Origin of the sequence: Agrococcus jenensis (genome assembly GCF_003752465.1) — a bacterium.
GTDB classification, from domain to species: domain Bacteria; phylum Actinomycetota; class Actinomycetes; order Actinomycetales; family Microbacteriaceae; genus Agrococcus; species Agrococcus jenensis.
This window is the reverse complement of the sequence record NZ_RKHJ01000001.1, coordinates 2,802,281-2,814,838: the sequence shown is the minus strand read 5'-3', so window position 1 is coordinate 2,814,838 and position 12,558 is coordinate 2,802,281. Positions and strand designations below refer to the sequence as shown.

Sequence of the window (12,558 nt, the reverse complement as noted above, 5' to 3'; positions counted from 1 at the left end):
CCATCGTGCCGCATCCGACTGTGGGTTGCGCAGAATAGTGTCGACGACGTGGATGCCGGACCTGGCGACGTCGGCGTCGTGCCCCTCGAGCGCGGCGCGCGCATCGCGGTCGCGACGCTCGTCGATGGCAGGGCGACGGACGTGCGCATCCACCCGGCGGCCGACGTCGGGCGCGACGACCGCCTGGGCGGCCGCTCGCCGGCGCGCATCGTCTGGCAGGACGCGAAGGCGGTCGCGCCGGTGCTGCTCGACGCCGCGGTGCCGATCGACCGCGTGCGCGACGTGCGGCTCGTGCACCGCATCCTCGCCGAGGCGCGCGGGCTGCCCGCCGAGGAGCGCTGGGCGCGCTCGCTGCGCTCCGACGCCGAGGGGCTCTTCTCGCTCGCGCCGGAGGCGGAGCCGCTCGACGCGCTCGCCGAGCAGCTGCGGCTGCAGGACGCGGTGATCGGCGACGACCCCGGGCTCGCGATGCTCGCGGCCGCCGAGTCGATGGGCGCGGTCGTCGCGGTCGAGCTGAGCCGCGAGGGGCTGCCGTTCGACCGCGCGCGGCACGACGCGCTGCTCGTCGAGGCGCTCGGCGAGCGCGCCGCGCCGATCGGCGCGGCGGGCAGGCCGCGGCGGATGGAGGCGCTCGCGACCGAGATCCGCGAAGCCCTCGGCGACCCGGCGCTCAACCCCGACTCGCCGCAGGAGGTGCTGCGGGCGCTGCGGCGCGCGGGCGTCGACGTCGCCTCCACCTCGCGCTGGGAGCTGCGCGAGCACGACCACCCGGTGATCGAGCCGCTCGTGGCCTACAAGCGGATGTCGCGGCTGCACACCGCGAACGGCTGGTCGTGGGCGCAGCGCTGGGCGCGCGTCGACGAGCGCGGCCGCTGCCGGCTCGCGATCGAGTACGTGCCCGGCGGCGTCGTCACCGGGCGCTGGGCGACGGAGGGCTCGGGTGCGATGCAGATCGCGCGGCAGATCCGCGGCGCGGTCGCGGCCGAGCCGGGCATGCGGCTCGTGGTGGCCGACGCGGCGCAGCTCGAGCCGCGCGCGCTCGCGGCGCTCGCCCGCGACGAGGCGCTCGCCGACGCGGGCAGGGGCGCCGACCTCTACCAGGCGCTCGTCGACCGCGGCGTCGTCGACACCCGCGAGCACGCGAAGCTCGGCATGCTCGGCGCGCTCTACGGCGGCACGACCGGTGAGGCGGCGGCCGTGCTGCCGAGGCTCGGGCGCGCCTACCCGCGCGCGATGGCGGCGGTCGAGGCCGCCGCGAGGGCGGGGGAGCGGCGCGAGCGCGTGCGCACGTGGCTCGGCCGCGCGTCGCCGCTGCCGCCCCGTTGGCGCGACGACGAGCGCGGCGGTCGGCAGGCGCGCGCGTGGGGCAGGTTCACGCGCAACTTCGTCGTCCAGGGCACGGCGGCCGAGTGGGCGCTCGCGTGGATGGCCGGGGTGCGGCGGGCGATCCGCGACGTCGAGGGCGCGGCGCTCGTGTGCTTCCTGCACGACGAGGTGATCGTGCAGGCGCCCGCGGAGCGCGCCGAGGAGGTCGCGGAGGCCGTGCGCGAGGCGGCGGCGCTCGCCGGCCGCACGCTCTTCGGCGGCTTCCCGATCGAGTTCCCGGTGCAGGCGGCGGTCGTCGGCGACTGGAGCCAGGCGAAGTAGCGTTGGGGCCATGCGATTCATCGGCGACGTGCCGGAGCACGACCTGACCTACTCCGACGTCTTCCTGGTCCCCAGCCGCAGCGGCGTCGGCTCCCGCATGGACGTCGACCTCTCGCCGGACGACGGCACGCGCGCGACGCTGCCGATCGTCGCGGCGAACATGAGCTCGGTCACGGGCCCGCGCATGGCCGCGGCGCTCGCACGACGCGGCGCGCTCGCCGTGCTCACGCAGGACCCGCCGCTCGACGAGACGTGCCGAGCGATCGCCTGGGTGAAGGCGCAGTCCGTGACGCTCGAGTCGCCGCACCGCGCGGCCCCCGACGACGTCGTGCAGGACGCGCTCGAGCGCGTGCCCGCGATCCCGGGCCACTGCGTCGTGGTCGAGGCGCCCGACGGCTCGATGCTCGGCGCGATCCCGGCCGAGCGGCTCGCGTCGGCGCTCCCGGATGCGCGGCTCGGCGACCTGCTGCACTCGCACCTGCCCGTGCTCGGCTCGGACGACGTCCGCGACGGCCGCGCGATGTTCGCGGCGCTCGAGCGCGAGGGCGTCGACGTCGCCCCGGTCGTCGAGGACGGCCGCTGCGTCGGCATCGCCTCGCGGCTCGGCGCGCTGCGCGCCGACCTCTACCTGCCCGCGCTCGACGCATCCGGCCGCCTGAGCGTGGCCGCGGCCGTCGGCATCAACGGCGACCCCGGCGCGAAGGCGAAGGCGCTCGCCGAGGCTGGCGCCGACGTGATCGTCGTCGACACCGCTCACGGCCACCAGGAGGGGATGCTGCGCGCGCTCGAGGCGGTGCGCCGCGCGATCGGCGACGACCTGCCCGTGGCCGCGGGCAACGTGGTCTCGGCCGACGGCGTGCGCGACCTCGTCGCCGCCGGCGCATCGATCCTCAAGGTCGGCGTCGGGCCCGGCGCCATGTGCACGACCCGCATGATGACCGCGGTCGGCCGGCCGCAGTTCTCGGCAGTGCTCGACACCGCCGCGACCGCGCACGAGCTGGGCGCGCGCGTGTGGGCGGACGGCGGGGTGCGCTATCCGCGCGACGTCGCGCTCGCCCTCGCCGCGGGCGCCTCGAGCGTCATGATCGGCTCGTGGTTCGCAGGCACGATCGAGGCGCCCGGCCGGCTGCAGCGCGACCCGCAGGGCCGGCTCTACAAGGAGTCGTGGGGCATGGCCTCGACGAAGGCCGTCGAGGGCAGGTTCGGCGGGCTCGACCCGTACGAGCTCGCGCGCAAGCGCCTCTTCGCCGAGGGCATCTCGTCCTCGACGATCCTGCTCGACCCGCAGCGCCCGAGCGTCGAGGACCTCGTCGACATGATCACCGCGGGCGTGCGCTCGTCGTTCACGTACGCGGGCGCCGACAGCGTGCCGGCGTTCCGCGAGCGGGCACGCGTCGGCGTGCAGTCTGCGGCGGGCTACGAGGAGGGCAAGGCGCTGCCGGTCTCGTGGTGACCGAGTGGGCTCCGCACGGCGAGCGCCGGTAGGATGCCCGGGTGAACGACGACCCCAGTCATAGTCCCGAGCCGGGACCGATCCGCTGATGGACGTGCTGCTGATCTGCATCGGCGTCGTGCTGACGATCGGAACCGGCCTCTTCGTCGCGAGCGAGTTCGCGCTGGTGAACCTGAACCGCGCGGAGCTCGAGGCGCGGCGCGAGCGCGGGGAATCCCGGCTCGAGGGCACCATCAAGGCGCTCCGCCAGACCTCGACGCACCTCTCGAGCGCGCAGCTCGGCATCACGCTCACCACGCTCCTCACGGGCTACACGATGGAGCCCGCGATCTCGCGGCTGCTCACCCCCGTGCTGGTCTCGTGGGGGATGCCGGAGGACTTCGCCGATCCGATCTCGAGCGTGATCGCGATCACCGGCGCGACCGTGCTGTCGATGATCATCGGCGAGCTCGTGCCCAAGAACTTCGCGCTCGCGAAGCCGCTCGGCACCGCCATCGCAGTCACCCCCTTCCAGCGCGCCTTCACCGCGGTGTTCAAGCCCGCCGTGCTCGCGCTCAACGGCTCGGCCAACGGCATCCTCCGCTCGATCGGCCTCGAGCCGAAGGAGGAGCTCTCGGGCGCGCGCACCGCCGAGGAGCTGTCGACCCTTGTGCGCCGCAGCGCGATGGAGGGCGCGCTCGACGCGGGCGCGGCGACGCTGCTCTCGCGCACGCTGCGCTTCTCGGAGCTGAGCGCCGGCGACGTCATGACCCCGCGGCCGCGCGTGCAGGCCGTCGACCGCTCCGCATCCGTCGCCGACCTCATCGCGCTGTCGCACGCGACCGGCCTCAGCCGCTTCCCCGTCTACGACGACGACCTCGACGACGTGCTCGGCATCGCGCACATCAAGCAGGCGATCTCGGTGCCGCGCGACCGCCGCGCCGACGTGCCGGTCGGGGCGATCGCCGAGGAGCCGCACCGCGTGCCCGAGTCGGTCAAGCTCGACGCGCTGCTCGCCGACCTCAAGGAGCGCGGCTACCAGATGGCGATCGTCATCGACGAGTACGGCGGCACCGCCGGCATCACGACGCTTGAGGACCTCGTGGAGGAGGTCGTCGGCGAGGTCTCCGACGAGCACGACCGGATGCACGTCGAGGTCGTGCGCGGCCCCGGCTGGGTGACGTTCCCCGGCTCCTTCCGCCCGGACGAGCTGCGCGAGCGCGCCCGCGTCGAGGTGCCGGAGGACGGCCCCTACGAGACGATCGGCGGCTACATCATGGCCGCGCTCGGCACCGTGCCGGTCGTCGGCGACACCGTCCCGGTCGAGGGCGGCTCGCTCCGCGTCGAGCGCATCGACGGCCGCCGGGTCGACCGGGTGCGGTTCGTCGAGCACCAGCAGCAGCAGGAGGGCGCACGATGAGCGACTGGCTCGGCATCATGTGGCTCGTCATCCTGCTGGTGGCGAACGCCTTCTTCGTCGGCGCGGAGTTCGCCGTCATCTCGGCGCGACGCAGCCAGATCGAGCCGCTCGCCGACCGCGGCAACCGCGCGGCGAAGCTCGCGCTGTGGGCGATGGAGCACGTCTCGCTCATGCTCGCGATGTGTCAGCTCGGCATCACGATCTGCTCGCTGCTGATCCTGAACGTGTCGGAGCCGGCGATCCACCACCTGCTCGAGGGGCCGCTGTCGTGGACGGGCCTCGCGCCGGAGGTGGTCTCGGTCGTCGCGTTCATCATCGCGCTGCTGCTCGTCACCTACCTGCACGTCGTGCTCGGCGAGATGGTGCCGAAGAACGCCGCGTTCTCGGTCCCCGACCGGGCCGTGCTGCTGCTCGCGCCCCCGCTCGTGCTCATCTCCCGCGTGTTCAAGCCCGTCATCTGGCTCATGAACGCGGTGGCGAACGGCATCCTGCGGCTCGTGCGCGTCGAGCCGGTCGACGAGGCCGCGAGCGCCTTCACGATCGACGAGGTCGAGACGATCGTCGAGACGTCGAAGCGCGAGGGGCTGCTCTTCGACCCCACCGGCGCGATCTCGCGCACGTTCGAGTTCACGGAGCGGCGCGTGCGCGAGGTGGCCCTGCCGCTGTCGGAGATCGTGGCGATGCCGGTCGGTGCGACGCCCGCCGACATCGAGCAGGCCGTGCGCGAGCGCGGCTTCTCGCGCTACGTGATCACCGACGCCGACGGCCAGCCGAGCGGCTACGTGCACATCAAGGACGTGCTGGGCGCCGACGACGACGAGGCCGAGCAGCCCGTGCCGGCCAAGCGCATCCGACAGCTCGCCTCGATCTACCAGGAGGCGGAGGTCGAGGACGCGCTGGCGCTCATGCGCTCGACCGGTGCGCACATCGCGCGCTCGTTCGACGCGAACGGCGACACGACCGGGCTGCTGTTCCTCGAGGACATCATCGAGGAGCTCGTCGGCGAGGTGCGCGACGCGACCAGGAGGCTCTTCTGACGCGCGAGCGGGGCTGGCTGTGGCTCGGCTTCGGCGGCGTCCACGCGCTCCTCGCGATCCTCAACGTGCCGAGCGTCTCCGACGCGTTCGGCGACGTGCTCTACGTCTACCCGTCGTGGGTGCAGCAGGGCGAGGCGGGGGAGTGGCTCGGCATCGACGTGGAGTGGGTGTACCCGCTGCTCGCGTGGGCTCCCATCCTGGTCTCGAACGTGCTCGGCACCGACGCGCTGCCGCTCGTCTGGGTGCTGCTCGTGACGGCGCTCGACGCCGTGGCGTTCCACATGCTGCTGCGCGTGCCGCGCGGGCCGGTGCTCGCGTGCACGTGGCTGGCGCTGCAGCTCGCGCTCGGGCCGGTTGCGATCGCGCGCATCGACACCGTCGCGGTCGCGATCGCGATCATCGGCGTCGCGGTGCTGCGCGGCGTGCGGCCGGGGCTCGCGGCGGCCGCCTTCACGGTCGCGGCGTGGATGAAGGTCTGGCCCGGCGTGCTGTACCTCGCGCTGCTCATCGCGCGGCGCGAGCGCCTGCGGGTGCTCGCCGCGGGCGCGATCGTCTCTGCCGCCGTGCTCGGCGTCGCCGCGCTGCTCGGCTCCGGCCACGCGCTGTCGTTCCTCACGCAGCAGGAGGACCGGGGGCTGCAGATCGAGGCGGTCGCCGCGACGCCCTACATGTGGCTCACGACCGGCGACGACGCCTACGTCTACTTCGACCGCGACATCTGGACGTACCAGGTCGACAGCGACGGCGTCGGGATGGTCGCGGCGCTCGCGACGCCGCTGCTCGTCGGCGCCGTCGTGGTGCTGTGCGCGCTCGGCGCGCTCGCGGTGCGGCGCTCGCACGGCCGTGAGGCGATCGTCTGGCTCGCAGTGGCGCTCGTGGCGGCGATGATCGTCACGAACAAGGTGGGATCGCCGCAGTTCGTGCTGTGGCTGACGGTGCCCGCGCTGCTGCTCGCGGAGCTCGGCGCGCGCCGCCACTGGATCGGCGTCGGCGCGATCCTCGCGGTGTCGGTCGCCACGCAGGTGCAGTTCCCGTGGAGCTACGACTGGCTCGTCGTCGGCGACCCCGGGGCGGTGCTGCTGCTGACGGTGCGGAACCTGCTGCACGTCGCGATCCTGGTGGGATCGGTGGTGATGCTGCTGCGCGCCGGTCGGCGCGGACCGTTCGCGGTGTCAGGCGAGGAGCGGCGCGAGCAGGTCGCCAACGCGGCCGGTCTCGATGAGGAACCCGTCATGGCCGAAGCCGCTCTCGAGCACGACGGGCTCGGCGCCCGACACGCTGGTCGGCAGCCCGGCGGCGAGCCGCTGCTGGTCGGCGACGGGGAAGAGCCGGTCGCTCGAGATGCCGACGACGAGCGTCGGTGAGCTGACGCGCTCGAGCGCCGCCTCCACGCCGCCGCGGCCGCGGCCGACGTCGTGGGTCGACATGGCGTCGACGAGCCGCACGTAGGAGCCCGCGTCGAACCGGCGGGTGAAGCGGTTCCCGTGCACGTCGAGGTACGACTCGACCTGGAACCGGCCGCCCGCGAGCGGGTCGACGCTCGACTGCCACTCGCGCCGGAACCGCTCGTTGAGCTCGTGCGGGGAGCGGTAGCCGAGCATGGCCATCCGTCGGGCGAGCGCGAGCCCGCGAGCCGGGCCGGCGTGCCCGGGGAGGTCGTAGAAGTCGCCGCCGAGCCAGCCGGGGTCGGTCGTGACCGCCTCGATCTGCAGCGAGTTCGCGGCGATCTGGTCGGCGCTCGTCGCGGCGTTCGAGGCGAGCAGGGCGGCGGCGCCGACCCGCTCGGGATGCGTGATGGCCCACTCGAGCGCGTGCATGCCGCCCATCGAACCGCCGACGACGGCGTGCCAGCGGCCGATGCCGAGCCGGTCGGCGAGCCGGCGCTGCGCCTCGACCTGGTCGCGCACGGTGACGCGCGGGAAGCGGGAGCCCCACTCGACGCCGTCGGCGGCGAGCGACGCTGGACCGGTCGAGCCCTGGCAGCCGCCGAGCATGTTGGGCGCGACGACGAAGAACCGTTCGGTGTCGATCGGCAGTCCCGGCCCGACGACGTCAGCCCACCAGCCGGCGGTCGGATGCCCGGGACCCGCGTCGCCGCGCACGTGGCTGTCGCCGGTGAGCGCGTGGGCGACGAGCACGGCGTTGTCGCGCGCGTCGTTCAGGCGACCCCACGTCTCGTACGCGAGCACCGCATCCGAGATCGTGCCGCCCGCCTCGACGTCGATGTCACCGATGCGCGCGAAGCGGCGATCGCCCGGGTCGTCACCGGGGCGCCAGGCGCCGGTGACCGGGACGGGTCGGGAGTGGCCGGTCGTCGACGGGTCGCCGAACGGCAGCGCGTCGACGAGCCGCGCGGCGGGCACCCTGGAGGCAGGCTGGACGTCGTCGCTCAGCTGCCAGTCCACGGGTGCCCGCCGTCTCGGCTCAGACCGCGGCGGCCTCGAGCGCGGCCGCCTTCGCGGCCGCCGCCTCGAGCCCGGTGCCGAGGTCGGCGATGAGGTCGTCGACGTGCTCGATGCCGACCGAGAGCCGCACGAGCCCGGGCGTGACGCCCGCGGTGAGCTGCTGCTCGGGGGTGAGCTGCGCGTGCGTCGTCGACGCCGGGTGGATGACGAGCGAGCGCACGTCGCCGATGTTGGCGAGGTGGCTGAAGAGCGACAGCGACTCGACGAGCGCCTTGCCCGCCTCGACGCCGCCGACGAGCTCGAACGAGAGCACCGCGCCGGTGCCGCGCGGGGCGATCTGCTTGCCGCGCTCGTGCCAGGGGCTCGAGGGCAGGCCGGCGTAGTGCACGCCCGCGACCTGCGGGTGTGACTCGAGGAACTGCGCGACCGCGGTCGCGTTCTCGACGTGGCGGTCGAGGCGCAGCGAGAGCGTCTCGATGCCCTGCAGCAGCTGCCAGGCGGAGTCGGGGGAGGACGATGCGCCGACGTCGCGGAGCAGCGTGACGCGCGCCTTGATGATGTAGGCGATCTGGTCGCCGAGCGCCTCGGCGAAGGTGACGCCGTGATACGACTCGTCGGGCTCGGTGAGGCCGGGGAACTTGTCGGACTGCGACCACGCGAAGCGGCCGCCGTCGACGATCGCGCCGGCGACGACCGAGCCGTGGCCGCCGAGGAACTTCGTCGCCGAGTGCACGACGATGTCGGCGCCGTGCTCGAGCGGGCGGATCAGGTACGGCGTCGCGATCGTGTTGTCGACGACGAGCGGGACGCCCGCGTCGTGCGCGACGCCGGAGACGCCGGCGATGTCGAGCAGGTTGATGCGCGGGTTGCCGATCGTCTCGGCGAACAGCAGCTTCGTGTTCGGGCGGATCGCGCGGCGCCACTCGTCGAGGTCGTCCTGGTCCTCGACGAAGGTGACGTCGACGCCGAGGCGCTTCAGCGTGAAGTTGAAGAGGTTGTACGTGCCGCCGTAGATCGACGACGACGAGACGATGTGGTCGCCGGCGCTCGCGATGTTGAGGATCGCGTAGGTGGTCGCCGCCTGGCCGGACGACAGGAGGAGCGCCGCTGCGCCTCCCTCGAGGGCCGCGAGCCGCTGCTCGACGACGTCGTTCGTGGGGTTCATGATGCGCGAGTAGATGTTGCCGAACTCCGCGAGCCCGAACAGCCGGGCGGCGTGGTCGGCGTTGTCGAACACGTACGAGGTCGTGCGGTAGACGGGCGTGATGCGCGCCTTCGTCGTGGGGTCGGGCTGCGCCCCCGCGTGGACCTGCAGGGTCTCGAACTTCCAGTCGCTCATGGTGCGCCTCCTCGGCTGTCGGCTGATCGACGTGCTCGCCCCAGGGTGGAGCGGATGCGCGGCGGTGGCCAGCCCGGCCCGACGCACGGCGTAACAGACGCGATTGGCGCTCGCGGCGCATCCGGTGCTTGCATTGCGGCATGAGCGAGAAGCGGATCATCGTCACGGGTGCGTCGAGCGGCATCGGGGAGGCGGTCGCGAGGCAGGCCGTCGAGCGCGGTTGGCAGGTGCTGGCGGTCGCCCGCCGCGCGGAGCGGCTCGAGGCGCTCGCCGCGGACATCGGCTGCGAGGTGCTCGCGGCCGACCTCACCGACGAGGGCGACATCGCCCGGCTCGCCGAGGCCGCGGCGGCGTTCCGGCCGACGAGCCTCGTGCAGGTCGCGGGCGGCGCCAAGGGCGCGGCACCCCTCGCCGAGACGACGATCGAGGACTGGCGCTGGATGTTCGAGTCGAACGTCATCGCCGCGAAGCGCGTCATCGACGCGGTGCTGCCGCTGCTGCGGGCGTCGACCCGAGCGACGGACGATGCGCCGGGCGGCTACGCCGAGATCATGGTCGTCACCTCGATCGCCGCGACCGTCGCCTACTCGGGCGGCTCGGGCTACAACGCGGCGAAGTCGGCCGAGAAGCAGCTCGTCGACGTGCTGCGGCTCGAGCTGCACGGCGAGCCGATCCGCGTCATGGAGGTCGCGCCCGGCATGGTGTGGACCGAGGAGTTCTCGCTCGTGCGCTTCGAGGGCGACCAGGAGAAGGCGGATGCCGTCTACAAGGACGTGCAGGACCCGCTGTCGGCCGACGACGTCGCGCAGGTGATGACCGACATCCTCGCGCTGCCGGGCCACGTCTCGATCGACGAGACGATCATCAAGCCCGTCGCGCAGACGCACCCGTGGATGGTGCACCGCGGGCCGCTCGTCGCCAAGCAGTAGCCGGGCCTCAGCGCGTCGGCGTCGTGGCTTCCCGTGCCGGCTCGGGGTCGGCGAACGCGAGCCGCGGCACCGCCACGAGCCCGACGGCCGCGACGAGCGCGGTGACGCCGCAGACGATCCAGACGACGAGGTAGCCGCCGATGCTCGCCGCGGTGCCGATCGCGCCGACCGCGAGCACGATCGCGAAGATCGACGACGCGAAGGAGCCGCCGATGGTCTTCGTCGTGTTCGTCATGGCGGTGGCGACGCCGGTCTGCCCGCGCGGTGCCGCGGCAGCGGCTGCCGCGGGGAGCGCGCCGACGAGGGCGCCCGAGCCGACGCCTGCGATCGCCATGCATGCGAAGACCTGCCAGATCTCGAGGTGGAACGGCACGAGCAGCAGGTAGCCGATGCCCACCAGGGTCGCCGCGACGATGAGCAGCAGTCGGGGGCGGATGCGCGTCGACAGCACGGCGAGGGTGGCGGCGCCGACGATGAGCGACAGCAGGTAGACGCCGATGAGGATCGAGCGCCCCGACGCATCGAGGCCGAGGCCGTAGCCGAGCGACGGGTCGGTGCCGGCGTAGGTGGCGAGCGGCGTCTGCGCGCCGAGCAGGCTGACCCCGACGAGGCCGGCCGTGAGCTGCACGGGCCACATCTCGGGGCGGCGCATGACGCGCAGGTCGATCGCGGGGTCGTCCTTGCCGAGCACCCAGCGGCCGAAGGGGAGCAGGAGCGTGACGCCGATGAGCATCACCGCCCAGCCCCACCACGCATCCGCTCCGCCGATCTTGAGGAAGGTGAGTCCCGAGGTGATCGTGAGCAGCGAGAGCGCGAGCAGCACGAAGCCGCCGGCGTCGAGGCTGCGGCCGGGGAGCGGCTCCGACTCGGGCACGCCCCACAGGATCGCGAAGAAGGTGAGCGTCACCATCGCGGCCGGCACCATGAGCGTCGGCGCCATCGCCTCGCCGAAGGCGCCGAGAGCGATCGCAGAGCCGAGCGCCCCCAGGATCGCGCCCGCCTCGAGCGCGATGACGAGCAGTCCCGCCGCGCGCCTCGTCGTTGAAGGTGCGGCACCCGTGCGACGTCCGCGGTCGAAGATGAGCGCGACCTCGAGCGGCAGCCAGACGGCGTAGGCGCCCTGCAGCGAGAAGGCGATGAGGTAGCTCCAGAAGTCACCTGCGAAGGCCATCCACCAGCTCGCGCCGGCGGTGAGCGCGGTCGCGACGAGCAGCATCCGCTTGTGGCCGTGCATGTCGCCGAGCTTCGCGAGCACCGGCACCATGAGCGCCGACAGCAGCAGCTGCCCGGCCTCGAACCAGTTGACGTCGGCGTCGGTGACCGAGAGGTGCCGCGCGATGTCGGGCGTGAGGGTCACGTACCAGCCCTGCAGCACGCCGCTCGTGAGCTCGACGCACACGAGCCAGCCGATGAGGGCGAGGGGGACGGCGCGCGTCGTTGGCACGAGTGCATCATGGCATCGCGCTCGCGGCCCGGCGCGCAGCCGGCGCGCTCGCGAAGGCGCGGCGGAGATCTGTCCCCCACGACGCGGCTCCCGGACGTACGCTTCCCGCATGGGGGAGTCGCTCATCTTTGGCATCGTCGCCTCGAGCGCGCTCATCATCGGCGCGCTCGTCGGGGTCCGCTTCGACCTGCCCAAGCGGCTGCTCGCGATCCTGCTCTCGTTCGCCGCCGGCGCGCTCATCACCGCGCTCGCCTTCGAGCTCTTCGAGGACGCCTACGAGATGGGCGGCATCTGGCGTGCCGCGGTGGGACTGTTCCTGGGCGCGGCCGTCTTCACCGGGTTGAGCGCGCTGCTCGATCGGGCCGCGCAGCCCGGGAAGGGCAAGCCCGCGGACGAGGTGCAGGGCAGCGCGAAGCTCGACACCGATGCGGCGGCCTCCGATCGCAGCGCGACGAAGGCGACGACCAGGGGTGCGGCAGGGCTCGCGCTGCTGGCTGCCGTGACGCTCGACGGCGTGCCCGAGAACGTGGCCCTCGGCGTCTCGCTGGGGGAGGGCTCCGGCGGCCTCGCGCTGCTCGCGGCGATCTTCGTCTCGAACCTGCCGGAGGCGCTCGTCGGGGCATCGTCGATGCGGACGCAGGGGATGGCGCGAGCCAAGATCCTCGGGCTCTGGACGGCGTGCGCGGTGCTGCTCGTCGGCGCGGTGGTCCTGGGTGCCGGGCCGCTCGCGTCGGTCGACCCCGAGTCGATATCGCTGCCGCTCGCGTTCGCGGCCGGCGCCGTGATCGCCTCGCTCGCCGACACGCTCATGCCCGAGGCGTACGAGCACGGTGGCCCCGCCGTCGCGATGAGCACGGCAGCGGGCTTCGTGCTGTCGTTCGTGCTGTCGCTCGCCTGACCGCGGC

Annotated in this window: 9 protein-coding genes; 6 read left to right on the top strand and 3 right to left on the bottom strand. The window is 73.4% G+C overall.

Annotated features, from left to right (window positions below; translation table 11 throughout):
- The first annotated feature begins 48 nt into the window (after nucleotides 1-48).
- From EDD26_RS13840 to EDD26_RS13825, 4 genes are all read left to right on the top strand, one after another.
- Nucleotides 49-1,647: a bifunctional 3'-5' exonuclease/DNA polymerase gene (locus EDD26_RS13840; RefSeq protein WP_245989932.1), complete on the top strand. Its 1,599-nt coding sequence runs from the start codon at nucleotides 49-51 to the stop codon at nucleotides 1,645-1,647.
- Between the two features lie 10 nt (nucleotides 1,648-1,657).
- Complete coding sequence (gene guaB1 / locus EDD26_RS13835; RefSeq protein WP_123698235.1) at nucleotides 1,658-3,100, top strand: GMP reductase; 1,443 nt, start codon at nucleotides 1,658-1,660, stop codon at nucleotides 3,098-3,100.
- A gap of 88 nt (nucleotides 3,101-3,188) precedes the next feature.
- Nucleotides 3,189-4,499: a hemolysin family protein gene (locus EDD26_RS13830; RefSeq protein WP_123698234.1), complete on the top strand. Its 1,311-nt coding sequence runs from the start codon at nucleotides 3,189-3,191 to the stop codon at nucleotides 4,497-4,499.
- Complete coding sequence (locus EDD26_RS13825; RefSeq protein ID WP_123698233.1) at nucleotides 4,496-5,536, top strand: hemolysin family protein; 1,041 nt, start codon at nucleotides 4,496-4,498, stop codon at nucleotides 5,534-5,536. The genes EDD26_RS13830 and EDD26_RS13825 overlap by 4 nt, the downstream gene beginning before the upstream one ends.
- A gap of 1,172 nt (nucleotides 5,537-6,708) precedes the next feature.
- Here the strand turns inward: EDD26_RS13825 and metX are convergent.
- Both metX and EDD26_RS13810 read right to left on the bottom strand, forming a co-directional pair.
- On the bottom strand, nucleotides 6,709-7,941 hold the full coding sequence (gene metX / locus EDD26_RS13815) for a homoserine O-acetyltransferase MetX (RefSeq protein WP_123698232.1): 1,233 nt from the start codon (nucleotides 7,939-7,941) through the stop codon (nucleotides 6,709-6,711).
- Between the two features lie 19 nt (nucleotides 7,942-7,960).
- Nucleotides 7,961-9,280: a bifunctional o-acetylhomoserine/o-acetylserine sulfhydrylase gene (locus EDD26_RS13810; protein ID WP_123698231.1), complete on the bottom strand. Its 1,320-nt coding sequence runs from the start codon at nucleotides 9,278-9,280 to the stop codon at nucleotides 7,961-7,963.
- A 140-nt stretch (nucleotides 9,281-9,420) separates the two neighbouring features.
- Here EDD26_RS13810 and EDD26_RS13805 point away from each other — a divergent pair, with 140 nt between their 5' ends.
- Nucleotides 9,421-10,209, top strand: a complete 789-nt coding sequence (locus EDD26_RS13805) for an SDR family NAD(P)-dependent oxidoreductase (RefSeq protein ID WP_211333868.1) — start codon at nucleotides 9,421-9,423, stop codon at nucleotides 10,207-10,209.
- 7 nt (nucleotides 10,210-10,216) lie between these two features.
- Here the strand turns inward: EDD26_RS13805 and EDD26_RS13800 are convergent, their stop codons facing one another.
- On the bottom strand, nucleotides 10,217-11,779 hold the full coding sequence (locus tag EDD26_RS13800; RefSeq protein ID WP_425453453.1) for an MFS transporter: 1,563 nt from the start codon (nucleotides 11,777-11,779) through the stop codon (nucleotides 10,217-10,219).
- Between EDD26_RS13800 and EDD26_RS13795 the strand changes: the two genes are divergently transcribed.
- Nucleotides 11,763-12,551 carry a ZIP family metal transporter gene (locus EDD26_RS13795; protein WP_123698229.1) on the top strand — a complete coding sequence of 263 codons (789 nt, stop codon included), beginning with the start codon at nucleotides 11,763-11,765 and terminating at the stop codon, nucleotides 12,549-12,551. The two genes, EDD26_RS13800 and EDD26_RS13795, sit on opposite strands and share 17 nt — an antisense overlap.
- Nucleotides 12,552-12,558 lie beyond the last annotated feature (7 nt).